Here is a 22,389-nt window from a genome sequence, read left to right as displayed (position 1 = left end):
ACTGGGCTGAAGCGCGGCGCATGCCGCTTTATTTCTACGCTGCGGTGTCAGCATGCTTCTACGGCTCGGGATCGCCGGAGCCCGTGCCAATGCGCTGGTATTGTGCGCACCACCGCGTGTAGAACAGCGCGCTGGTGAACAGTGTCAGGCTGAGGAATATTTCCAGCCATCCGAACAGCCGCTTCGAGGGGTCGAAAGCCGCCAGTACGCCCTGGATGAAATACAGGTTGACCACGAAGCAGGCCCAGGAATGGGTGCGCGGGTGCCCGCCGAACATACCTGGTGCAAGCAGCAGCAGCGGTAGCATCTGAAAGGCCAGCACCGCCCACAGCAACCTGGCCGGTACGGCAGCGTAGCCAAGGTTCCAGATCAGCAGTAGCGCTGCCAAACCCAGAAAGCTGGCCAGGCTCAGGTAGCGGCATATGCGCAGGCGTGGTAGCAGCCAGGCGATGCTGGGGAGCGCTTTAGCGGTTTTGCCCACGGCCATTTCCCAGTTTCAGAGCGATGGTTGCCAGGCGCTGGCCGAGGGCTCGGCACAGGGCGGTTTCGTGCTCGTCCAGGGGGCGTTTGCCGTCCGCGCCCGCGTGGTGGCTGGCACCATAGGGGGTGCCGCCGCCACGGGTGTCGACCAGTGCCGATTCGCTGTAGGGCAGGCCGGCGACCAGCATGCCGTGGTGCAACAGCGGCAACAGCATCGACAGCAGGGTGCTTTCCTGGCCGCCGTGCAGGCTTGCGGTCGAGGTGAACACGCCTGCGGGCTTGCCGACCAGGCTCCCGGTCAGCCACAGGTTACTGGTGCTGTCCAGGAAGTACTTCAGCGGTGCGGCCATGTTGCCGAAGCGTGTCGGGCTGCCGAGGGCCAGGCCGGCGCAGTTCTTCAGGTCGTCGAGGCTCGCATAGGGCGCGCCTTCGGCAGGGATGGTGTCAGCCACCGCCTCGCACTCGGCGGATACCGCCGGCACCGTGCGCAGACGCGCCTCCAGACCTTGCATCTCCACGCCACGGGCGATATGCCGGGCCATTTCCGCCGTCGCACCGTGGCGGCTGTAGTAAAGCACGAGGATGTAGTCATTGCTCATGGCAGCAGATCCAGGATGTTCTCGGGCGGGCGGCCGATCACTGCGCGGTCGCCCGCAATCAGGATCGGCCGCTCGATCAGGCGTGGTTGGGCGACCATGGCGGCGATCAGTTGCTCTTCACCGAGCGCCTCACTGGCCAGGTTCAGCTCGCGGTACTGGTCTTCGCCGGTGCGCAATAGTTGGCGCGCGGCAATGCCGAGTTTGTCCAGCAATTCGCGCAGTTGCGCGGCACTGGGTGGCGTTTCCAGGTAAAGCACCACGGTGGGTTGCACGCCGCGTTCTTCGAGCAGTTGCAGGGCGCTGCGGGATTTGGAACAGAGCGGGTTGTGGTAGAGCGTCAGATCGGTCATTGGGGTCGCTTCTGGCGGCAGGTGACGGCTATTCTAACCGCGTTGACGCCTCGCGCTGAACCGGGTGCGGCAAAGGAGGCGAACCAAAACGCGGGCGCTGCGTCTGTTAGCCATCGGCCCGTCGTGTTGACGGTGATGGCTGCGCGTTCGCCTGGCCTGTCTGCCTGACCGGCGCGCTGCCTTGCAGCGGCTCGGCGCGAGCCGTGGTGCTCGCAAGGCAGTCGTTGGCGATATCAGGACAGGCTCAGAGGAGTGGCTATGCAGCAACGTTTGCGCGATTGGCTGGAATTCTGGCGGTTCCTCTGGCATCGGTTTTTTGCCAATCGCGGGGCCGATAATGCCGCTGCGCTGACGTATACCACGCTGTTCGCGGTGGTGCCGATGATGACGGTTACCTTCGCCATGCTCTCGGCCGTTCCGGCATTCCAGGGCACCGGTGAGCAGATCCAGGCGTTCATCTTCCACAACTTCGTGCCATCGGCGGGCGAAGCCCTGCAGCAATACCTGGGTGAGTTCACTGCCCAGGCACGTCAGCTGACCTGGATCGGCGTAGCGGTGCTGGCGATTACCGCGTTCTGGATGCTGGTAACCATCGAGCGCACCTTCAACACCATCTGGCGGGTACGCCAGCCGCGCCGCGGAATTTCCACCTTCCTGTTGTATTGGGCGATTCTCAGCCTTGGGCCGATGCTGCTTGGCGCCGGTTTCGCGGTCAGCACCTACATCGCCTCGCTGTCGCTGCTCAGCGGCCCGGACGCGGTCGTCGGCGCCCAGACCCTGTTGCGTTTCACGCCCCTGCTGTTCAGCGTGGCGGCCTTCACGCTGCTCTATGCCGCGGTGCCCAATGCGCGGGTGCCGCTGCGCCACGCCTTGTGGGGCGGGCTGTTCACCGCGGTGTTGCTGGAGCTGGCCAAGGCGCTGTTCGGCCTCTACGTGCGCCTGTTTCCCGGTTACCAGCTGATTTATGGCGCCTTCGCCACCGTGCCGCTGTTTTTGTTGTGGATCTTCATGTCGTGGTTGATCGTGCTGATCGGTGCCGAGCTGGTGTGCAATCTCGGGGTTTCCCATCAATGGCGCAAGCGGGCTATGCCCAAGGTGCTGGTGTTGCTGGGGATCCTGCGGGTTTTCCAGTCCCGCCAGCGTACCGGCCTGCCGGTGCGCCACCGTGATGTGCAGCGCCAGGGCTGGCTGTTGCCAGAGCATGAGTGGGAGGAAATGCTCGGCTTCCTGGAGGGTCAGCGCCTGGTGGCCTGCACGGGAGGTGACAGCTGGATGCTCAGCCGCGACCTCGGTCATTACTCGCTGCAACAGTTACTGGAGCGCAGCCCCTGGTCGTTGCCGCGCCTCGACCAGTTGCCCGACGAGCTGGAGGAGCCCTGGTACCCCGCGATGCGCGAGGCACTGCAGCGCCTCCACGAGGAACACCGGCTGTTGTTTGGCGACAACCTGGCGCGGTGGCTGGAGGGCGAAGGGAGTGACAAAAAATGACAGATTGCGCGGTAGTGCGCTGCGGCACATGAGCAAGGTGCGCGCAGCGAGTCAGTAATATCAATGATTTGTTGGCGCCTGAATACTGGCACGGATCTGGCAGAGTGCCAGTGTAGCGAACAGAGTCGGGAGCAGGCGCATGAGTGCAACAGTCAACAAGGTCGTCAGGCTCCATCCGGACGGCAGCAGCGCCGCGCTGGAGAACCTGAACCGGATTACCGGATTGCAGTTCAGTCGCTGGCCGGAATCGCTGGCTGCCGCGCCAGCAGCGCCGCCCGGTCAGGCATTACAGCCGGGTGCCGAGCCCGATGCGCCCCGCCTGGATCAGGCGTTCGCCTGATCCAGTTGCGTTTGCACGTATGCAGGTTCGACAGCCTGCACGAACAGCTCCTCCACCTTGACCTCGACCCGAGGCTGTGCCGACCGCAAACGTATCTGCATGTCCTCGATCTGCTGCACTACCGGCAGGCGAGCGACACCGGATAGAAGGAGCCTGTCCTGGGTGCCGACCTTGGCATGGTCGAGGTTGACCAGGCGCCGTTGCTCGCCATCACGGTAGCTCACCTGCAGCGACACCAGACTACCGGCCTGGCCTGGCAGGTGCAGCCAGGCTGCTATGTTGAATTGCGCCACGCGTCCGTCATAAGCCGTGAGGTGCAGGTGCGCGCTGCGTACAAGATGAGCGGGTACTTGGCCGATCAAGGTGTCGTGGGCATTAGGCATGGGGTGATCCCTGGCTGCGAAAGGCATGAGCGAGGGATTATAAAGACGCCCGCTGCTTGCCGACTGTGCGCCAGGCAGGAGCCTTGCGTGATCTGCGTCGCATTTATGGCAGTTCGAGCGGGTAACGGCTGACCATGGCCCCTGTCAGGTTGCTCGGGGGCAACTGCAGCGGATTCTGGCTTGCCGCGTTGGGCATTTGCAGCCACAGGTTTTCAGCCTCGGCGAACTGGTTGCGCGGCAGCCACAGCCCATGGTGCCAGCCGTGGCGTGGCTTCGGTGTGCTTTGCAGGATGCCGAGGTGCGGCTGACTGCTCGGCGTGCGCCTTATCCAGGTCGGCTGCGCCAGCCCCTTGAGGTAGCGCAGACCGACATGCAGCCCCTCGGCATTGACATGCCGCCAGCAGACCAGTGCGAGAATGTCGCTGTCGGCCATCAGCAGCACCAGTTCGCCGATGGGCAGCGTACCCGCCGCGTGCACCCTGCACAGCAGGCGCGCGCCGCCAGGGCCGATATCCATGATCCTGCCTGGTGTGCACTGCGGATGCTGTTCCAGCAGTTGGGCATGAATTGCCGGCACACCAACGGCCAGGCGGCAATCGCTCTGCTGCGGGGTGCGCAAATGACGGCGCTGATTGTTGCCTTGCCAGTGCTGCCGCACCCGCTCCAGCAGTTCGCGTTCCGCGCTGCTCTGCAGGGGCGCCGGTTCGCCCAGCGCTACCAGCAGGGCGCCCAGTTCCAGGCGGCGCAGGGTATCGGCGCCGCTCTGCGGACGCTGCTGGAGGGTCAGGCAAGGCTGCGGCCGCTCCAGGTCGATCAAGGCGCCCTCAGATTTGTCCTCGATGTCCCAGGTTAACAGCCGCGCTGTGGCGGCCAGTGGCGCGAGGGCAGTGAACAGGCGCTCGCATTCTTCCGGATGCAGGTGCGGCGGGTTGCTCAGGGCCAACAGCAGAAGTTGCTGATAGAGGCCGCGCAGGGTGTCGGCCGGTGTGGGGGAAAACGCCGCAGCCACGGGCTCGTCAAGGCAGTCCTGTTGTTCACCCAGCCAGTACAGCAGGTGGCTGTCGCGCCAGAGCCCGGCGTCAGGTTCCTGATACTGCTGGTAATGACGCAGCAGCGATTGGGCGAGGAAATGCTGCGCCATGTACAGGCACCAGGCCAGGTGAGGGCGCGATGGCTTGTGGCCCTGCAGTATCTGCAGCAGCAGGCGCTTGAAGCCGATTGCCAGTTCATTGCACAACGTGGTCAGCAAAGGCGAGTGCGTGGCGCGCATGGCGGCCGCATAGTGACGATATTCATCGCTGAAATTTTGCAGCGTGCGCTGCCTTTCGAGTAAGGTCATCGCAGTGCGGTTGAGGCCTGCTAGCAGTGCCACGACCTCTTGCAACCCTGCGTCGCCCGGCAGTTGGCGGGACGCGCTGATGCGCTCGCCAAGTACGGCCTGGCTGATCGAATGGCTCGCAAGAGCCTCGGGAACGTCGAGCTGCGAGGCATCCAGTGTCATAGCAACCCTATCGGTGTGAGGACCGTTTCCATGGTAAAGCGACTCCAGTCAGTCATTCGGATCGTGGTATTACTCGTCGCCGTGGTGGTGCTGGCGGGATGCGGGGATGACTTCGGTGTCGATCAGCATGGGCGAAAGGTAGCGGCTGAGCGCCTCGAAGGCCAGTGGCTGGTTATCAATTACTGGGCTGAGTGGTGTGGTCCGTGCCGTTCCGAGATTCCAGAGCTGAATGCATTGGCGCCAGAGCTCGAAAAACAGTCGGTCGGTGTGTTCGGTGTCAACTTCGATGGTCTGCAGGGCGATGAGCTCGCCAAGGCTACCCAGGCGCTGGGTATCGAGTTCACCGTGCTGGCCACGGACCCCGCCGAGCGCTTCGGGTTGCCGCCCAGTGATGCACTGCCAGTGACCTACATCGTCGATGGCCAGGGCAAGGTGCGCGAGCGGCTGCTCGGCGAACAGACTGCCGAGGGGCTGAAAGAACGCTTGAGCGCGTTGCGCCAGGAGGGCTAGTGCATGGCCGGATTGTGTCTGCATGGCCATGTGAGCGGGCGCGTTCAGGGGGTCGGCTTCCGTCAGGGCACGGCCGCCGAGGCGCGCAGGCTGAACCTGGCAGGCTGGGTGCGTAATCTGCAGGACGGACGCGTGGAGGTGTGGGCCGAGGGCGACGCTGTAGCCGTGCGTGCATTGGCTAGCTGGCTGGAAAACGGTCCGGCACACGCACAGGTAACCGATCTCGAGCTGCGGGAGCAGCCCTGTCAGGGCCTGCAGGGTTTCGAGATACGGCGCTAGGGGTCAATCCTCCTCGCCGGGGTCGGCGACCAGTCGACCTGCATCCTCCGTCAAGGATTTGAGAAACGCCGCCTGCAGTTCCGGGTCGTTGCGGGTCAGCTCGATCAGGCTTTGCTCGAGCTCGCTGGCTTCTTCTTCAAGCCCCAGTTCGGACAGGCGCTTGACGCGGTGCACCCACTGCTCCACTTCCGCGCCTTCCAGGTCGTCATAGATCAGGTCGTGTGCTTCGCGCAGCTTGCCGCGCAGAGTGCGGCTGACCAGCAGGGTCGCCTCGGTACTGGTCGAGTCCTGATCATCGGTCACCGTCAGCAGCAATGTGCCGATGAGGGCGGTGTCCTGATCGGCGAACGGGCCGTCGAGCAGGTTCAGCCTCAGCACGCCGTTGCGGTCGGTAAGCAGCTCGTGAGTCTGATCACCGGCTTTGACCAGTACCGGCCGTTCTGCCCAGGGCAGGCTGGAGTAATCGGTTCGGGTGTCCCGGCGCTTTTCGTCGATGCCGGCCAGGTTCTGCTGGGAGCGGCCATTGGACTCGACGTTCATGAACGGATTGATACCCGCCACGCCATAGCTGATCCAGTCTTTGGTGGCGGTATCCGGCAGTGTTCCCAGCGCTACCACGTTAAGCACGTTGGCGCCCACGCCGCCGACGATGGCCACTGCGCCCAGCGGCACTTCGTACAATTCACGCCAGGGTTGGTAAGGCGTGTAGCGGTCGTAATGGCGCGTGACCTCGAACGGCGTCACCTCGAAGACTTTCTGCTCATGCACGCGCACGCGCCGTTGCGGCAGTTCCAGTACCGGGGGCTGCCCGACATCGATCTGCAGGCTGTGGCTCAACAATGTCCGCTCGATGCGCTCTTCATGCTCACTGCGCTGCGGCAGGTGATTGGCACAGCCCGTGAGGAAGAGGGCGCCACAGGTGGTGGCGCCGAGGAGACGTAGGGTGCTTCGCTTGAACATGACGGCTCTTTGGCGGGTCAGCGGCGGATACGGTTCTGGAGGAACGGCACGACCTCGGCAACCGCAAGCGGCTGAGCCTCGGTTTCCACCCGGCTCTTGTATTCCAGGTTGCCTTCGGCGAGGCCGCGGTCGCTGACCACGATGCGATGCGGGATGCCGATCAGTTCCATGTCTGCGAATTTGATGCCCGGACTGGTCTTTTTGTCACGGTCGTCGAGCAAAACCTCGAAGCCGGCGGCGGTGAGCTGCGCATACAGCTTGTCGGTCGCCTCGCGCACTGCGTCGGTCTCGTAGCGCAGCGGCACCAGAGCGATCTGGAAGGGCGCCAGGGTGTCGTTCCAGATGATGCCTCGCTCGTCGGCGTTCTGCTCGATGGCCGCAGCCACCACACGGGAAACGCCAATGCCGTAGCAACCCATGCTCAGGGTGACCGGCTTGCCATTTTCGCCCAGCACCTGGCAATTCATCGATTCGCTGTACTTGGTGCCCAGCTGGAAGATATGCCCGACTTCGATGCCACGCTTGATTTCCAGGGTGCCCTGGCCATCCGGGCTCGGGTCGCCGGCGACCACGTTGCGCAGGTCGGCGACGGTCGGAACGGGCAGGTCGCGCTCCCAGTTCACGCCGAAGTAGTGCTTGTCGTCGATGTTGGCGCCAATGGCGAAATCGCTCATCAGTTCCACGGAACGGTCGATGATGATCGGCAAAGGCAGATTCAGCGGGCCCAGGGAACCGGCGCCAGCGCCAATGGCAGCGCGCAATTCGGCATCGGAGGCCATGACCAGCGGGCTGGCAACGCCGGGCTGATTACCCGCCTTGATTTCGTTCAGTTCGTGATCGCCGCGGATGATCAGGGCGATCAGCTTGCCTTCTTCTTCGGCATGCACGATCAGCGTCTTGATGGTGCGCTCGATGGGCAGGTCGTAGCCGTCCACCAGCTGCTGAATGGTTTTTGCGTTCGGCGTGTCGACCAGGCGCAGCTCTTCGGTAGCAGGCTGGCGGGCGGTTTCGCGAGGAATCGCCTCGGCCTTTTCGATGTTGGCCGCGTAGTCGGACGCGTTGCTGAACACGATATCGTCTTCGCCGGAGTCGGCCAGCACGTGGAACTCGTGGGAGCCAGCGCCGCCGATCGAGCCGTTGTCGGCCACCACCGGGCGGAAGTTCAGGCCCAGGCGGGTGAAGATATTGCAGTAGGCCTGGTGCATGCGGTCGTAGGTCTGCTGCAGCGATGCCTGGTCGGCATGGAAGGAGTAGGCGTCCTTCATGATGAATTCACGGCCGCGCATCAGGCCGAAACGTGGGCGGATCTCGTCGCGGAATTTAGTCTGGATCTGGTACAGGTTCAGCGGCAGCTGCTTGTAGCTGTTCAGCTCGTTGCGGGCCAGGTCGGTGATGACTTCTTCGTGGGTCGGGCCCACGCAGAACTCGCGATCATGGCGATCCTTCACGCGCAGCAGTTCGGGGCCGTACTGCACCCAGCGGCCGGATTCCTGCCACAGTTCGGCAGGCTGAATGGCGGGCATCAGCACTTCCAGGGCACCAGCCGCATCCATCTCCTCGCGCACGATCTTCTCGACCTTGCGCAGGGTGCGCAGGCCCATGGGCAGCCAGGTGTACAGGCCGGAAGCGAGCTTGCGGATCATTCCTGCGCGCAGCATCAGCTGGTGGCTGATGACGACAGCATCGGAAGGCGTTTCTTTGAGGGTCGAAAGCAGGAACTGACTGGTACGCATGATGGGCCGTTCTGTCGGTTGCAAAGGGGATTTTTATGGCTCGGCATTGTACGGCGGCAGCTCTGTGGCGTATAGGACGCAGAGTCCCGATGGCCCTGGTAAAAAAACTGGCGGACCTCGACAGGCGCTTTTGCCTGGCAACTGGACGCCTTAAGGCCAGGTCGCATCATTTCGACCGCAAGATCGCTCAGTGGACAGCCAATAAAAAACCCGGCCGAAGCCGGGTTTTTGAACTGCGGTCAGGCTTGCGCGAGATTACAGAACGCTGAGCGGGTAGTTCACGTAGAAGCGAACTTCGTTGGTGTCGTCGATGTTGACATCACTAACTTCGGAGTTGGCACGCAACAGCGAGGCACGCAGGCGGAAGGACAGATCCTTGGCAGCACCGCTCTGAACGGTGTATGCCACCTGGTTGAAGAACTCGTGCTCTTTACCGTTGGTGTTAGTGATCACGCCGGCATCACGTGAGGTGATGTTGTCCGCCCAGATATAGGCAGTTTTGAACGCCAGGCCAGGAACGCCATAGCTTGCGAAGTCGATGTCATAGCTGGCTTGCCAGGAGCGCTCGTCTTCCAGGTTGAAGTCGGACAGGAAGCTGTTGGCTACGAAAATTGAGCCGCCGCCGTCACCGTTGCCATACAGGAAGCCTTGGCTGCCGGTGTTGCGTTGGTGAGCGATGGTAAAGGCATGGGCGCCGACGCTGTATTTGGCCGCCAGGCTCCAGATGGTGTTATCGCCACCACCAACTTCGCGATCATAATCGCTGTCGTAGATGTTGAAGTCGAAGCTCAGAGCCTGTTCTTCGGTCAGTGGCAGGTTGTAGTTCAGGTTGGCGTAATTGCGCTTGTACTGATCTTCCAGGTCGCTGTGGTACAGGGCAGCGCTCAGGTCGTCGGTAAAGGAGTAAGAGCCACCGAATACGTTGATAGATTTCAGTCGAATGCTATCGCGACCGGATTGGCGCATTTCGTTTTGAGCAGTGAAACGACCGGCGTTCAACTCGAGACCTTCGATCTCGGTGCTGGTGATCATGGTGCCTTCGAAGGTTTCCGGCAGCAGGCGGCCGTCATCGTAGGCCAGAACCGGCAGAGCAGGCATTTGCGAACCGTAGGTCACGACGGTGTTGGAGAAGCGCGCCTTGACCGCTGCGTTGGCGATGCTCAGGTCCTTGCCTTCGTTCTCGGGGAACATGCCTACGCCACGGCGGCCGCTACCGGTGTCCAACTGCCAAAGCGCGCCAGCATAAGCGTTGACGCCGAAACCTACGGTGCCTTGAGTAAAACCGGACTCATAAATGGCGCGGGCGCTGGCGCCCCACTCTTCGGAGTAACCGTTGCCTTCGGTGCCGCGAGAAGCACCATTACGGGCATCGCGGTTGTAGTACATGCTGCGCGCCAGGAGCGACAGGCTGCTGTCTTCGACGAAACCCTTGGATTCGGATTGGTCCGAAGCCACTGCCATTTGAGAGGTACCCGCGGCTACTGCCAGGGCCATTACGCTCCACTTCATCACTCGCATCGTGATTTGCTCCTTTGGTTTAGAAGAGTACTTCCGCTGCTCAAGTTGGTTGTTATGGCGAGCAGCTCTATTTCTTTTTGTGTCGGATGGAACTTATAGCACGGCGCCTTGTAAGTCGATAGTTTCAATCTATCCACTGGTCGTACTTTGCACGCCATAAAGAGCGTGCCTCGCCTTCCCAGCGCCGTTTTTTATCCCACAAGCGCCACACCCTTGTCCTTTCAGCTTCCGATCCAGCGCAATCGCGTTACCTGAGTGCGCTGGCAGGGAGCGTTGAAGGCTCTAAAGCAAGACTCGTGCTCAAAATTGCTTTTGGTTCCAATTAATAGGGTTTGCGTTACAAATTGGTCATTTGCAGCGCTGCAAATACATATTCTCGACGTAAATTTTTAGTTTCTCCCTTTTTCGGTAGGTTGCTTATTAGTAGTCACCAAGCTTTTCAGTCATTTTGCTGATAATGAGTATTGATTGAGGGCGGTGGTGTTTCCCTTATGTTTACTTTGGGGAACAATCTTGGTGCGTCCCGAAAGGCGGGGTCTCGGTGTGTGCGCTTTTTTGGTGCGAACCATGCCTGGGTTTAAAATCACCACTGCCGGTAGGTATGCTGGCCCCCCCTATCCGGTTGCCCCTGACGGGATGCGCCTACCTTTCAACGGAGTAGTGAATTGATGTTCGAATTGGATAGCCGTCTGCAGCAAGACACCTTTGTGCTGGGGGATTTCCCCTTGAGTCGCCTGCTGCTTAGCAATGATGCACGTTATCCGTGGTTCATCCTGGTGCCACGTCGCGAGGAGGTCAGCGAGCTGTTTCAGCTGGGCGTCGAGGACCAGCGCGCGTTGTGGAGCGAGACCACGTTGCTGGCTGAACTGCTGAAGGATGTGTTCAAGGCGGACAAGATCAACATCGCCACGCTGGGCAATGTGGTAAGCCAGCTGCACATGCATGTCATCGTCCGTTATCGCGGTGATGACGCCTGGCCGGCGCCGGTATGGGGTCGCCACCCGGCCAAGCCTTACGAGTCGGAGCAGGTTGCCGAGTTGCGCGACAGATTGCGTTCGGTGATGCCGGCGCAGTTTCGCTTGGGGGGCAATGAATGAAGGTGCTCGAAGACCGTATTGTGGAGCTCGAAAGTCGCCTGGCATTTCAGGATGACACCATTCAGGCGCTCAACGATGCCCTGGTGGAGCAGCAGAAACTGATCGAGCGTCTGCAGTTGCACATGCAGGCGCTGGCCAAGCGGCAGGAGGAGGCAGGCCCTTTCTCCGGAGCCCAGGAGGAAGCTCCTCCGCCTCATTACTGAGTCCTGCCTGTTGAAATGAAAAAGCCCGCATCGCTGCGGGCTTTTTGCTGCGTGTCGCGTCAGCGCCGGGTTGGCAAGGCGGCGATCACGTCCTCTGCCTGCAGGCCCTTGTCGCGCTGCATCACGGAAAACTCGACGCGCTGACCTTCTACCAGAACGCGATGACCTTCACCGCGGATGGCTCGAAAGTGCACGAAGATATCTTCGCCAGCGTCACGCGAGATAAAGCCGAAGCCCTTGGAGGTGTTGAACCACTTCACCGTGCCGGTCTCGCGGTCGCCCAGGTCTTGCGTAACCGACGCTTTGTGTCGGTCGAAACGCAAGTTGGTCGCCAGGTGCAAGGCAACGGCGGCGGCGATGATCAACAGGCTGAACAGCAGGGCCGGTTGTTCGGCTATCAACGGCAGGGGAGCGAGGAGGATAAGCGCCTGCAGCAATGTACCGAGAATCAGCAGGGCGCAGACCAGGTTTTGCAGTTGTTGACGAAGGTTGCTGTGCCAGAGTGGGAACTGCGTGGCCAGGAGAAGATTGAGAAAGCCAAAGAGAGCCAGGCACAGGGCGTCCGGATGCTGCAGGAACGGCTGGGCGTGATCGCTCAGGCTGGGTGTGGTGGACAACAGCAGGGCACAAAGCCCTACCAGTAGGTGGACGATTTTCAACATGTTCACGCACTCACTAGATAAAGGATCACCAGGAAGAGCTGGCTCCACGCGATTTGCCGAGATGTAAGGGCGATGGATAGACGAGAGGGCCAGCCTATGCGCCAATCCCATGAGTCGGGATGACGGCACGGGGCGTATTTAACAGCAAAGAGGGGGGCTTCTCAAATAAGCGCTGTTACCGCGCGCCATTGCAGCGCGAGGCGGGTGTCGCAGAAAGAAACGATGGCCGCAAAAGATCGGCCATCGTTCTCGGTGTATCAGGACGCGAGCAGGCTGCGCAGCATCCAGGCGGTTTTTTCATGAACCTGCATGCGCTGCGTCAGCAGGTCGGCGGTCGGCTCGTCACTGACCTTGTCCAGCAGCGGGAAGATGCCGCGAGCGGTGCGCACGACAGATTCCTGACCTTGCACCAGCAGCTTGATCATTTCATCGGCAGTCGGAATGCCTTCTTCTTCCTTGATCGAAGAAAGACGCGCGTAGGCGGAATAAGTGCCCGGTGCGGGGAAGCCCAGTGCGCGAATGCGTTCCGCAATCTGGTCCACGGCCAGTGCCAGCTCGGTGTACTGACCTTCGAACATCAGGTGCAGGGTATTGAACATCGGCCCGGTCACGTTCCAATGGAAGTTGTGGGTTTTCAGGTACAGGGTGTAGGTGTCGGCGAGAAGGCGAGAAAGGCCCTCGGCGATGGCTTCGCGATCCTGTTCGGCGATTCCGATGTTGATTTCCATGGTTGCTCTCCTGATTGGCCAATGGGTAAAGAGTCGATAGCGAAAAGCCTATCATGGCCGTTCGTCACATGCTCCGGGTTCGTCTCAATGACGGTCATGCTTGGAATCAATCATTGCACGTCAGGTTCCACTCTTTTGCAGCTGATCGGGCGCACATCACGTGCTGCGCCCTGTCAATAAAGCCTATATAATTTCGCCCTTTTCACGCGTGCGGCTCAGACGCTTTGCCCCAGTGGCAGTCGATGTCGACGAATTCAGAACCGATCAGAGAAGCGAACCCGATCATGATGCGCAGCCACTATTGCGGCCAGTTGAACGAAAGCCTGGACGGCCAGGAAATCACCCTCTGCGGATGGGTTCACCGTCGCCGTGACCACGGTGGCGTGATCTTCCTCGACATCCGTGACCGTGAAGGCCTGGCCCAGGTGGTGTTCGACCCGGATCGTGCCGACACCTTCGCCAAGGCTGACCGCGTGCGCAGCGAATACGTGGTGAAGATCACCGGCAAGGTGCGCCTGCGTCCAGAAGGCGCGCGCAATGCCAATATGGCCAGTGGCGCCATCGAAGTGCTCGGTTACGAGCTGCAAGTACTTAATGAGGCGGAAACCCCGCCGTTCCCGCTCAACGAGTACACGGACGTTGGTGAAGAGACGCGCCTGCGCTATCGCTTCATCGACCTGCGTCGCCCGGAAATGGCCGAGAAGCTGAAGTTGCGTTCGCGCATCACCAGCAGCATTCGGCGCTACCTGGACGAAAATGGCTTTCTCGACGTGGAAACGCCGATCCTCACCCGCGCCACGCCGGAAGGCGCGCGTGACTACCTGGTGCCGAGCCGTACCCACGCCGGCAGTTTCTTTGCCCTGCCGCAGTCGCCTCAGCTGTTCAAGCAACTGCTGATGGTCGCCGGCTTCGACCGTTACTACCAGATCGCCAAGTGCTTCCGCGACGAAGACCTGCGTGCCGATCGCCAGCCGGAATTCACCCAGATCGACATCGAGACCAGCTTCCTCGATGAAGCGGACATCATGCACCTCACCGAGACCATGATCCGCAACCTGTTCAAGGAAGTGCTGGGCGTCGAGTTCGCTGAGCTGCCGCACATGACTCTGGCCGAGGCCATGCGCCGCTTCGGTTCGGACAAGCCAGACCTGCGCATCCCCATGGAACTGGTCGATGTCGCCGACCAGCTCAAGGATGTCGACTTCAAGGTGTTCTCCGGTCCGGCCAACGACCCGAAAGGCCGTGTTGCCGCGCTGCGCGTCCCGGGCGGGGCGAGCATGCCGCGCAAGCAGATCGACGACTACACGAAGTTCGTCGGCAACTACGGTGCCAAGGGTCTTGCCTACATCAAGGTCAACGAGCGCGCCAAGGGCGTCGAAGGGCTGCAGTCGCCGATCGTCAAGAACATTGCCGAACCGAACCTCAACACCATTCTCGATCGCGTCGGTGCGGTCGACGGTGACATCGTGTTCTTTGGTGCCGACCGCACCAAGGTGGTCAACGATGCCCTGGGCGCACTGCGGATCAAGCTTGGCCATGACCTCAACCTGCTGACCGCCGAATGGGCGCCACTGTGGGTCGTCGACTTCCCGATGTTCGAAGAGAACGACGATGGCAGCCTGACCGCCATGCACCACCCGTTCACCTCGCCGAAATGCTCGCCCGAAGAGCTGGAGGCCAACCCGGCCGCCGCTCTGTCGCGCGCTTACGACCTGGTGCTCAACGGCACCGAGCTGGGCGGCGGTTCGATCCGTATCCACGACAAGGGCATGCAGCAGACCGTGTTCCGCGTATTGGGCATCAGTGAAGACGAGCAGCAGGAGAAGTTCGGCTTCCTGCTCGACGCTCTGAAATATGGTGCCCCGCCCCACGGTGGCCTGGCCTTCGGCCTCGACCGCCTGGTGATGCTGATGACCGGTGCGTCGTCGATTCGCGAAGTGATCGCCTTCCCGAAAACCCAGAGCGCGGCCTGTGTCATGACCCAGGCGCCGGGTGTGGTGGACGGCAAGTCGCTGCGCGAGCTGCACATCCGTCTGCGCGAGCAACCCAAGGCCGAGTGATAACCTGCTGCACTTGGTCATGCTGCGTTGGAAAGCAGTTCGAAATGCTCATTTGCTACAGCAAACTGCGCTTTCTCACTGCTTTCCGCGATCCACAAGGATGTGGTGAATGCAGCAGCCCGCCGGGAGCGGGTGCTGCCTTGCCTGACCTGCGCTCGCGACGGTTCTCATCTCGGCTTTTGCCGGCTGCCATCTAATTTGAAGGAAATGGAGTGAATTATGGCTGGTCATTCCAAATGGGCCAACATCAAGCACCGCAAGGGCCGCCAGGACGCCAAGCGCGGCAAGATCTTCACCAAGCTCATCCGCGAGCTGACAGTCGCCGCCAAGCATGGCGGGCCGGTCCCGGCTGACAATCCGCGCCTGCGCCTGGCGGTTGACAAGGCGCTGACCAACAACATGTCGCGAGACGTCATTGATCGCGCCATCGCTCGCGGCGCCGGCAACAACGAAGCCGACAATGTCGTCGAGTTCAGCTACGAAGGCTATGCGCCGAGCGGTGTGGCGATCATCGTCGAGGTGATGACCGACAATCGCAACCGCACCGCCGCCGAAGTGCGCCATGCATTCACCAAGTGCGGTGGCAACCTGGGTACTGACGGCTCGGTCGCCTACATGTTCGAGCGCAAGGGGCAGATCAGCTTCGCCGCCGTGAATGAGGACGAGCTGATGGAGGCAGCCCTGGAAGCAGGCGCCGACGACGTGGAAATGGGGGAGCAGGGGGATGCCCTGGTATCGACCAGTTTCACCGAGTTTCACGCCGTCAATGAAGCGCTGGCGGCTGCCGGGCTCAAGGCCGAGGAGGCAGACATCGCCATGATTCCATCGATCAGCGCGCCGATCACCGACCTGGAAACGGCCCAGAAGGTATTCAAGCTGATCGACATGCTCGAAGACTTGGACGACGTGCAGAACGTCTACCACAACGCCGAGGTGTCCGACGAAATCATGGAGCAGCTCGGCTAGGCTTGCGACAGGCTGTAAGGCCGGAAGCCGCCGCTGGGTGCTTCCGGCTTTTTTATGCGCGCCTTTCCAGAATCGGAGTGTCATTGGCACGTCGAGTGAATCCTTTGGATGACGGCGCCCGTGCGTCGACCCTATACTCGCGCCTGGATAAATAGACAGTGTGGCCAATGCCACTGATGGAAGACTGGCATGACGCTCATTCTGGGGATCGACCCCGGCTCCCGCATTACCGGCTACGGTGTGATACACGATACGGGGCGCACCTGCGAATACGTGGCCTCGGGCTGCATTCGTACCGGCGGCGGGCCGCTGCCCGAGCGGCTGCAGATCGTGTTTCGTGGCGTCAGCGAGGTAATTCGCACCTTCGGACCGGTCACCATGGGGATCGAACAGGTATTCATGGCGCGTAATGCCGATTCTGCGCTCAAGCTCGGGCAGGCACGCGGTGCCGCCATCGTCGCTGCGGTCGAGGCCGGCCTGGAGGTCAGCGAGTACACCGCGACCCAGGTCAAGCAGGCGGTAGTCGGTACGGGTGGGGCCGACAAGGAGCAGGTGCAGATGATGGTCATGCACTTGCTCAAGCTGGTGCAGAAACCTCAGATCGACGCCTCGGATGCGCTGGGTATCGCATTGTGCCATGCGCACCATCGGCAGAGTCTCATCCCGCATGGGCTGGCCGGTGCCAAACGGCGCGGTGGCCGGCTTCGCTTGTAAGCGCCTATCCGGTCGGCAAGGGTGGGCCTAGGCCTATGGTTGCCTCGTCTGCAGGGCTGCAAACAGGCTTGAATTTTCTACTTGAGGAATACGCCGGTGATCGGACGTTTACGCGGCACCCTGGCGGAAAAGCAGCCGCCGCATTTGATTCTGGATGTGAATGGCCTGGGCTATGAACTGGAAGTCCCGATGACCACGTTGTACCGTTTGCCCGCCGTGGGTGAGCCTCTGACGCTGCATACGCACCTGGTGGTGCGCGAGGATGCCCATCTGTTGTACGGCTTTTTCGAGAAGCGTGAGCGTGAGCTGTTTCGCGAGCTGATCCGCCTCAACGGTGTCGGTCCGAAGCTGGCACTTGCTCTGATGTCCGGGCTGGAGGTCGATGAGTTGGTACGTTGCGTCCAGGCGCAGGACACGGCCGCGCTGGTGAAGATCCCGGGCGTTGGCAAGAAAACCGCCGAGCGGCTGCTGGTCGAGCTCAAGGATCGCTTCAAGGCTTGGGAAACCGTGCCCGGCATGGCCAACCTGGTGGTTGAACCTCGTGCAGGTGGCGCAGTCTCAAGCGCGGAGAATGATGCGGTAAGTGCGCTCATCTCGCTGGGGTACAAGCCTCAGGAAGCCAGTCGCGCCGTCACGGCAGTCAAAGAAGATGGGTTGAGTAGTGAAGACATGATTCGTCGCGCGCTGAAGGGAATGCTGTAAATGCTCGAAGCAGACAGGCTGGTCACGGCTGGCGGCCGCGACCGCGACGAGCAGGTCGACCGTGCCATTCGTCCCCTGACCCTGGCCGAGTACATTGGCCAACCCGTTGTTCGCGAGCAGATGGAGTTGTTCATCCAGGCTGCGCGCGGTCGCAAGGAATCACTCGACCACACCCTGATCTTCGGCCCGCCAGGCCTGGGCAAGACCACCCTGGCAAACATCATCGCCCAGGAAATGAACGTTTCCATCAAAAGCACCTCCGGCCCGGTGCTCGAGCGCCCCGGTGATCTGGCCGCGCTGCTCACCAACCTTGAACCCGGCGATGTGCTGTTCATTGACGAAATTCATCGTCTGTCGCCCATCGTCGAGGAAGTGTTGTACCCGGCCATGGAGGATTTTCAGCTCGATATCATGATTGGCGAAGGCCCTGCCGCGCGATCGATCAAGCTCGACCTGCCGCCTTTCACGCTGGTGGGGGCCACCACCCGGGCCGGCATGCTGACCAACCCGCTGCGCGACCGCTTCGGCATCGTGCAGCGCCTTGAGTTCTACGGTACCGAGGACCTGGCCACCATCATCACCCGGGCCGCCGGAATTCTCGGCCTGCCGATCGAGGCGCAGGGCGCATACGAGATCGCCCGCCGGGCCCGCGGTACGCCGCGAATCGCCAATCGCCTGCTGCGGCGCGTGCGCGATTTCGCCGAAGTGCGCGGCCAGGGTGATATCACCCGGCAGATCGCCGACCTGGCATTGAACCTGCTGGATGTCGACGAGCGCGGCTTCGATCACCAGGATCGCCGCCTGCTGCTGACCATGATCGAGAAGTTCGACGGCGGGCCCGTAGGCGTCGACAGCCTGGCCGCCGCGATAAGCGAGGAGCGCCACACCATCGAAGACGTGCTGGAACCCTATCTCATTCAGCAGGGTTACATCATGCGCACGCCAAGGGGGCGCGTGGTCACCCGTCATGCTTATCTGCATTTCGGCCTCAATACGCCAAAGCGCATGGAGGAACGGCCGACACTCGATTTGTTCACCAGTGGGGAAGGGCAATGAAAAAAATACTTGCCCGGCCGATTGGCAAGACTCGGGGCTGGCACTAGAGTATGCGCGCGCAATACGCAGGTCAGCCTTTTGTCCATCGCTGTCGTGTTTACTACGAAGACACCGATGCCGGTGGTGTCGTCTATTACGTCAACTACCTCAAATTCATGGAGCGGGCTCGCACCGAGCGGCTGCGCGAACTGGGTTATGCCCAGTCGGTGCTGGCCGGTGAGGGGCTGTTATTCGTCGTGCACTCCAGCGAGGCGCGTTATCACGCGCCGGCGCGGCTGGACGACGAATTGCTGGTGAATGCCGAAGTATGTGAATTGAACCGTGCCAGCCTGCGCTTTCGTCAACAGGTAAGGCGGGCGACGGATAACGTGCTGCTCTGCGAAGGGCAGTTTCTGGTGGCCTGTGTGCGCGCCGATAATTTCAAACCCCGGGCCATGCCTCTGTCTTTGCGAACTGCGTTCGCCGAACAGGTGGGTGCCGGTACCTTTACTGCAGGAGAGTAAGCGTGGAAGCCAACGCAAATGCCGTTGACCACATGTCGATGTGGAGTCTGATCAGCAACGCCAGCCTGGTGGTGCAGTTGGTAATGCTCACCCTGGTGGCCGCCTCGGTCATGTCGTGGGTGATGATTTTCCAGCGCAGCAATTTCCTGCGCTCGGCCAAGCGCTCGCTGGACAGCTTCGAGGAGCGCTTCTGGTCGGGTATCGACCTGTCCAAGCTGTATCGTCAGGCTGGCAGCAATCCCGATCCGGATTCGGGGCTGGAGCAGATTTTTCGTGCCGGTTTCAAGGAGTTCTCTCGCCTGCGCCAGCAACCGGGCATGGACCCCGATGCGGTGATGGACGGCGTTGCGCGCTCCATGCGTGTGGCGATTTCCCGTGAGGAAGAAAAGCTCGAGCAGAGCCTGCCGTTCCTGGCCACCGTCGGTTCCACCAGCCCGTACATCGGTCTGTTCGGTACTGTCTGGGGGATCATGAACTCGTTCCGCGGCCTGGCCCAGGTGCAGCAGGCGACCCTGGCCACCGTGGCACCCGGCATTGCCGAGGCACTGATCGCCACGGCAATCGGTCTGTTCGCCGCCATCCCCGCGGTTATTGCCTACAACCGGTTCGCTGCCCGCGGTGAAATGCTGATCTCGCGCTACTACATGTTCGCCGACGAATTCCAGGCGATCCTGCACCGCAAAGTACACAGCAGCGAAGAATAAGCCTCCGGCGCACTCAACACAGGTTTCACTACCATGGCCAGAGCCAGAATTCGCAACAGACGCAAGCCCGTCGCCGAGATGAACGTGGTGCCCTACATCGACGTGATGTTGGTGCTGCTGGTCATCTTCATGGTGACGGCGCCGATGCTCAACCAGGGGGTCAAGGTCGACCTGCCGCAGGTCAGCAGCGAAGTGCTGCCTCAGGACAACGATTCCCAGGTGTTGACCATTTCCATCAAGTCGGACAAGTCCTACTACTGGAACATGGGCTCGGAGGTCGATACCGATACCGTGCAGGATCGCGCGTTGACCCTTGACGAGATGACCCGCGCGGTCACCGCCATCATCAACCAGACCCGCAGCCAGGGTAAGCAGGTTCAGGTGTTCGTGCGTGGCGACAAGGCGGTCGATTACGGCACCGTGATGTCCGCCATGGGCGGCTTGCAGCAGGCTGGCGTGGGTAACGTCGGCTTGATTACCGAGGCGCCCTGATGCAGCAGCGTGAACGCTCACCTTCGCAAAGCCTGTTCTGGCCGGTTATCTGGGCCGTAGGGCTGCACGCGCTGATGTTCGCCATGCTGTTCGTCAGTTTTGCCTTCGCACCCGAGCTGCCGCCAGCAAGGCCGATCGTGCAGGCTACCCTGTATCAGTTGAAGTCGCAGAGCCAGGCCACGACCCAGACCAACCAGAAGATAGCTGGCGAAGCGAAGAAAACCGCGGCGCCGCAGTTCGAGACCGAACAGCTCGAACAGAAGAAAGCCGAGCAGGAAAAGCAGGCGCAGGCCGAGGCGCAGAAGCAGCAGGCCGCGAAAGCAGCGGAACAAAAGAAAGTCGAGGAAGCTCGAAAGGCCGATGCAGCGAAAAAGTCAGAGGCCGATGCAGCGGCAAAAGCCGCCGAGCAGAAGAAACTTGCTGACGTTGCCAAGGTAAAAGCTGCGCTGGAGGCCGACAAGAAGAAGGCCGCCGACGCAGAGGCGAAGAAGAAAGCCGCTGAAGATGCCAAGAAAAAGGCAGCCGAAGAGGCCAAGAAGAAAGCCGCAGCCGATGCAGCGAAGAAAAAAGCTGCAGAGGATGCCAAGAAAAAAGCCAACGCCCAGGCAGCCGAGCGCAAGGCGGTAGAGGACAAGAAGGCAGCGGCGCTGGCCGAATTGCTGTCCGAAGACACCGAGCGGCAGCAGGCATTGGCCGAGACACAGGGTGATGAGGTCGCCGGTAGTCTGGATGACCTTATCGTCAAGCTGGTCAGTGAGCAGTGGCGGCGTCCGCCGTCGGCGCGCAATGGCATGAGCGTGGAAGTGCTGATCGAGATGTTGCCCGATGGCACCATCACCAATGCCAGCGTCAGCCGCTCCAGTGGTGATTCACCGTTTGACAGCTCGGCAGTGCAGGCAGTGCGCAACGTGGGGCGCATTGCGGAAATGCAGCAACTTGATCGTGCCACGTTCGATCGGCTTTACCGGCAGCGTCGTGCCGTCTTCAAACCGGAGGATTTAGGTCTGTGAATACCCTGATGCGAATCGTTGTACTGGGCCTGGCCATGCTGGTCGGTACCGTGCAGGCGGCTGATCCGCTGGTGATCAGCAGCGGTACTGACCGCGCCACGCCAATTGCCGTGGTGCCGTTTGGCTGGCAGGGCGGCAATGTGCTGCCCGAGGATATCGCCACCATCGTTGGCAATGACCTGCGCAACTCGGGTGTCTTCGAGCCCATCCCGCGTCAGAACATGATCAGCCTGCCGACTCAAGGCAGCGAAGTCATCTACCGCGACTGGAAAGCCCTGGGGGCGCAGTACGTGCTGGTTGGCAATATCGTCCCCAATGGTGCGCGTCTGCAGGTGCAGTTCGCCCTGTTCAACGTCGCTACCGAACAACAGGTGCTGACGGGCAACGTCGGCGGTGGCGTCGATCAGCTGCGCGACATGGCTCACCATATCGCCGACCAGTCGTTCGAGAAGCTCACCGGCGTCAAGGGTGCCTTCTCGACCCGCATGCTTTACGTCACGGCAGAGCGTTTCGGGGTGAACAACACCCGTTACACCCTTCAGCGTTCGGACTACGACGGCGCGCGTGCAGTTACCCTGCTGCAATCGCGCGAGCCAATCCTGTCGCCGTCGTTCGCCTCGGATGGCAAGCGTATCGCCTACGTGTCGTTCGAGCAGAAGCGCCCACGCATCTTCGTCCAGCACATCGATACCGGGCGTCGCGAGCAGATCACCAACTTCGAAGGTCTGAACGGTGCACCGTCCTGGTCGCCGGACGGTAGCCGCCTGGCGTTCACGCTGTCGCGAGATGGCAACCCGGAAATCTATGTCATGGACATGGGTTCGCGAAACCTGCGCCGCATCACCAATCATTCCGCCATCGATACCGAGCCCTTCTGGGGCAAGGACGGCCAGACCATCTATTTCACGTCTGACCGCTCTGGCAAACCACAGATTTACAAGACCAACATCAGTTCTGGTGCGGTCGAACGAGTGACCTTCGTCGGCAACTACAATGCCAACCCTAAATTGTCTGCTGACGAAAAGACCCTGGTGATGATCCATCGCCAGGATGGTTACACCGTGTTCAAGGTAGCCGCACAGGATCTTGAGCGTGGCAATCTGCGAATTCTTTCCGACACAAGTTTGGATGAGTCGCCTACTGTTGCGCCCAACGGCACCATGATAATCTACGCTACCCGCCAGCAGGGGCGGGGAGTCCTGATGTTAGCGTCCGTTAACGGTCGCGTTAGGCTCCCTCTACCTACCGCTCAAGGCGAAGTTCGAGAGCCATCCTGGTCCCCCTTCCTGAACTGATGCGCGGTGCTTTACCTGTTTGATGCTTAACACACTGGGGTTCATTAGGAGTTACA

The 22,389-nt window shown here is 61.1% G+C and carries 26 protein-coding genes and 1 pseudogene; 16 read left to right on the top strand and 11 right to left on the bottom strand.

The window, feature by feature from the left end:
* Nucleotides 1–58: 58 nt before the first annotated feature.
* The 3 genes from ACZ0AV_RS06680 to arsC are packed head-to-tail and all read right to left on the bottom strand — an operon-like array spanning nucleotide 59 to nucleotide 1,429.
* Nucleotides 59–481, bottom strand: a complete 423-nt coding sequence (locus ACZ0AV_RS06680) for a DUF2069 domain-containing protein (RefSeq protein ID WP_499150311.1) — start codon at nucleotides 479–481, stop codon at nucleotides 59–61.
* A complete protein-coding gene (wrbA, locus tag ACZ0AV_RS06675) occupies nucleotides 465–1,079 on the bottom strand; it encodes an NAD(P)H:quinone oxidoreductase (RefSeq protein ID WP_499150310.1) in 615 nt (204 codons plus the stop codon). Before wrbA ends, ACZ0AV_RS06680 begins: the two co-directional genes overlap by 17 nt.
* Complete coding sequence (arsC, locus tag ACZ0AV_RS06670; RefSeq protein WP_499150309.1) at nucleotides 1,076–1,429, bottom strand: arsenate reductase (glutaredoxin); 354 nt, start codon at nucleotides 1,427–1,429, stop codon at nucleotides 1,076–1,078. The genes wrbA and arsC overlap by 4 nt, the downstream gene beginning before the upstream one ends.
* 258 nt (nucleotides 1,430–1,687) lie before the next feature.
* Between arsC and ACZ0AV_RS06665 the strand changes: the two genes are divergently transcribed.
* Both ACZ0AV_RS06665 and ACZ0AV_RS06660 read left to right on the top strand, forming a co-directional pair.
* On the top strand, nucleotides 1,688–2,917 hold the full coding sequence (locus ACZ0AV_RS06665) for a YihY family inner membrane protein (protein ID WP_499150308.1): 1,230 nt from the start codon (nucleotides 1,688–1,690) through the stop codon (nucleotides 2,915–2,917).
* A 139-nt stretch (nucleotides 2,918–3,056) separates the two neighbouring features.
* Nucleotides 3,057–3,257 (top strand): hypothetical protein, encoded by a 201-nt coding sequence (locus ACZ0AV_RS06660; protein WP_499150307.1) that lies wholly within the window; start codon nucleotides 3,057–3,059, stop codon nucleotides 3,255–3,257.
* Here the strand turns inward: ACZ0AV_RS06660 and ACZ0AV_RS06655 are convergent.
* Both ACZ0AV_RS06655 and ACZ0AV_RS06650 read right to left on the bottom strand, forming a co-directional pair.
* Nucleotides 3,242–3,640: a hypothetical protein gene (locus ACZ0AV_RS06655; RefSeq protein WP_499150306.1), complete on the bottom strand. Its 399-nt coding sequence runs from the start codon at nucleotides 3,638–3,640 to the stop codon at nucleotides 3,242–3,244. The genes ACZ0AV_RS06660 and ACZ0AV_RS06655 overlap by 16 nt on opposite strands.
* Nucleotides 3,641–3,743: 103 nt before the next feature.
* Nucleotides 3,744–5,141 carry a PilZ domain-containing protein gene (locus tag ACZ0AV_RS06650; RefSeq protein WP_499150305.1) on the bottom strand — a complete coding sequence of 466 codons (1,398 nt, stop codon included), beginning with the start codon at nucleotides 5,139–5,141 and terminating at the stop codon, nucleotides 3,744–3,746.
* Nucleotides 5,142–5,171: 30 nt separating this feature from the next.
* On the opposite strand from ACZ0AV_RS06650, the gene ACZ0AV_RS06645 reads away from it, so the two are divergent.
* Both ACZ0AV_RS06645 and ACZ0AV_RS06640 read left to right on the top strand, forming a co-directional pair.
* Nucleotides 5,172–5,651 carry a TlpA disulfide reductase family protein gene (locus ACZ0AV_RS06645; RefSeq protein WP_499150304.1) on the top strand — a complete coding sequence of 160 codons (480 nt, stop codon included), beginning with the start codon at nucleotides 5,172–5,174 and terminating at the stop codon, nucleotides 5,649–5,651.
* Between the two features lie 3 nt (nucleotides 5,652–5,654).
* Complete coding sequence (locus ACZ0AV_RS06640; RefSeq protein ID WP_499150303.1) at nucleotides 5,655–5,930, top strand: acylphosphatase; 276 nt, start codon at nucleotides 5,655–5,657, stop codon at nucleotides 5,928–5,930.
* A 3-nt stretch (nucleotides 5,931–5,933) separates the two neighbouring features.
* On the opposite strand, the gene ACZ0AV_RS06635 is transcribed toward ACZ0AV_RS06640, so the two are convergent.
* From ACZ0AV_RS06635 to ACZ0AV_RS06625, 3 genes are all read right to left on the bottom strand, one after another.
* Nucleotides 5,934–6,890: a hypothetical protein gene (locus tag ACZ0AV_RS06635; RefSeq protein ID WP_499150302.1), complete on the bottom strand. Its 957-nt coding sequence runs from the start codon at nucleotides 6,888–6,890 to the stop codon at nucleotides 5,934–5,936.
* A gap of 17 nt (nucleotides 6,891–6,907) precedes the next feature.
* On the bottom strand, nucleotides 6,908–8,623 hold the full coding sequence (locus ACZ0AV_RS06630; protein WP_499150301.1) for a proline--tRNA ligase: 1,716 nt from the start codon (nucleotides 8,621–8,623) through the stop codon (nucleotides 6,908–6,910).
* A gap of 255 nt (nucleotides 8,624–8,878) precedes the next feature.
* Nucleotides 8,879–10,141, bottom strand: coding sequence for an OprD family porin (locus tag ACZ0AV_RS06625; protein WP_499150300.1), 1,263 nt, complete (start codon nucleotides 10,139–10,141; stop codon nucleotides 8,879–8,881).
* A gap of 668 nt (nucleotides 10,142–10,809) precedes the next feature.
* Here ACZ0AV_RS06625 and ACZ0AV_RS06620 point away from each other — a divergent pair.
* Both ACZ0AV_RS06620 and ACZ0AV_RS06615 read left to right on the top strand, forming a co-directional pair.
* Complete coding sequence (locus ACZ0AV_RS06620; RefSeq protein WP_499150299.1) at nucleotides 10,810–11,238, top strand: HIT family protein; 429 nt, start codon at nucleotides 10,810–10,812, stop codon at nucleotides 11,236–11,238.
* Nucleotides 11,235–11,441 carry a SlyX family protein gene (locus ACZ0AV_RS06615; protein ID WP_499150298.1) on the top strand — a complete coding sequence of 69 codons (207 nt, stop codon included), beginning with the start codon at nucleotides 11,235–11,237 and terminating at the stop codon, nucleotides 11,439–11,441. Before ACZ0AV_RS06620 ends, ACZ0AV_RS06615 begins: the two co-directional genes overlap by 4 nt.
* A 59-nt stretch (nucleotides 11,442–11,500) precedes the next feature.
* On the opposite strand, the gene ACZ0AV_RS06610 is transcribed toward ACZ0AV_RS06615, so the two are convergent.
* The 3 genes and pseudogenes from ACZ0AV_RS06610 to ACZ0AV_RS06600 all read right to left on the bottom strand — a co-directional run bounded on the left by ACZ0AV_RS06610 (nucleotide 11,501) and on the right by ACZ0AV_RS06600 (nucleotide 12,831).
* A complete protein-coding gene (locus ACZ0AV_RS06610; protein WP_167359775.1) occupies nucleotides 11,501–11,725 on the bottom strand; it encodes a cold-shock protein in 225 nt (74 codons plus the stop codon).
* 57 nt (nucleotides 11,726–11,782) lie between these two features.
* Nucleotides 11,783–12,103: pseudogene (locus ACZ0AV_RS06605) on the bottom strand (cold shock domain-containing protein membrane protein); the annotation flags it as partial.
* A gap of 257 nt (nucleotides 12,104–12,360) precedes the next feature.
* Complete coding sequence (locus ACZ0AV_RS06600; protein WP_499150297.1) at nucleotides 12,361–12,831, bottom strand: Dps family protein; 471 nt, start codon at nucleotides 12,829–12,831, stop codon at nucleotides 12,361–12,363.
* Nucleotides 12,832–13,115: 284 nt separating this feature from the next.
* On the opposite strand from ACZ0AV_RS06600, the gene aspS reads away from it, so the two are divergent.
* The 10 genes from aspS (at nucleotide 13,116) to tolB (ending at nucleotide 22,333) form a co-directional block, all read left to right on the top strand.
* Nucleotides 13,116–14,891: an aspartate--tRNA ligase gene (gene aspS, locus ACZ0AV_RS06595; RefSeq protein ID WP_499150296.1), complete on the top strand. Its 1,776-nt coding sequence runs from the start codon at nucleotides 13,116–13,118 to the stop codon at nucleotides 14,889–14,891.
* A gap of 219 nt (nucleotides 14,892–15,110) precedes the next feature.
* Nucleotides 15,111–15,857, top strand: coding sequence for a YebC/PmpR family DNA-binding transcriptional regulator (locus ACZ0AV_RS06590; RefSeq protein WP_499150295.1), 747 nt, complete (start codon nucleotides 15,111–15,113; stop codon nucleotides 15,855–15,857).
* 189 nt (nucleotides 15,858–16,046) lie between these two features.
* On the top strand, nucleotides 16,047–16,571 hold the full coding sequence (ruvC, locus tag ACZ0AV_RS06585; RefSeq protein ID WP_499150294.1) for a crossover junction endodeoxyribonuclease RuvC: 525 nt from the start codon (nucleotides 16,047–16,049) through the stop codon (nucleotides 16,569–16,571).
* A gap of 96 nt (nucleotides 16,572–16,667) precedes the next feature.
* Nucleotides 16,668–17,273: a Holliday junction branch migration protein RuvA gene (gene ruvA, locus ACZ0AV_RS06580; protein WP_499150293.1), complete on the top strand. Its 606-nt coding sequence runs from the start codon at nucleotides 16,668–16,670 to the stop codon at nucleotides 17,271–17,273.
* On the top strand, nucleotides 17,274–18,329 hold the full coding sequence (ruvB, locus tag ACZ0AV_RS06575; protein WP_499150292.1) for a Holliday junction branch migration DNA helicase RuvB: 1,056 nt from the start codon (nucleotides 17,274–17,276) through the stop codon (nucleotides 18,327–18,329). It abuts the gene before it with no gap.
* Nucleotides 18,330–18,379: 50 nt separating this feature from the next.
* Nucleotides 18,380–18,832, top strand: coding sequence for a tol-pal system-associated acyl-CoA thioesterase (gene ybgC, locus ACZ0AV_RS06570; RefSeq protein ID WP_499150291.1), 453 nt, complete (start codon nucleotides 18,380–18,382; stop codon nucleotides 18,830–18,832).
* A 32-nt stretch (nucleotides 18,833–18,864) separates the two neighbouring features.
* Nucleotides 18,865–19,536: a protein TolQ gene (tolQ, locus tag ACZ0AV_RS06565; protein ID WP_111462204.1), complete on the top strand. Its 672-nt coding sequence runs from the start codon at nucleotides 18,865–18,867 to the stop codon at nucleotides 19,534–19,536.
* A gap of 33 nt (nucleotides 19,537–19,569) precedes the next feature.
* Nucleotides 19,570–20,028: a protein TolR gene (tolR, locus tag ACZ0AV_RS06560; protein WP_192424948.1), complete on the top strand. Its 459-nt coding sequence runs from the start codon at nucleotides 19,570–19,572 to the stop codon at nucleotides 20,026–20,028.
* Nucleotides 20,025–21,038, top strand: a complete 1,014-nt coding sequence (tolA, locus tag ACZ0AV_RS06555; protein ID WP_499153311.1) for a cell envelope integrity protein TolA — start codon at nucleotides 20,025–20,027, stop codon at nucleotides 21,036–21,038. Before tolR ends, tolA begins: the two co-directional genes overlap by 4 nt.
* Complete coding sequence (tolB, locus tag ACZ0AV_RS06550; RefSeq protein WP_499150290.1) at nucleotides 21,035–22,333, top strand: Tol-Pal system beta propeller repeat protein TolB; 1,299 nt, start codon at nucleotides 21,035–21,037, stop codon at nucleotides 22,331–22,333. Before tolA ends, tolB begins: the two co-directional genes overlap by 4 nt.
* Nucleotides 22,334–22,389: the final 56 nt, after the last annotated feature.

This window comes from Pseudomonas sp. AC532, assembly GCF_979258965.1.
The sequence above is the reverse complement of the archived record's forward strand: the minus strand, read 5'-3'. Positions and strand labels throughout refer to the sequence as shown.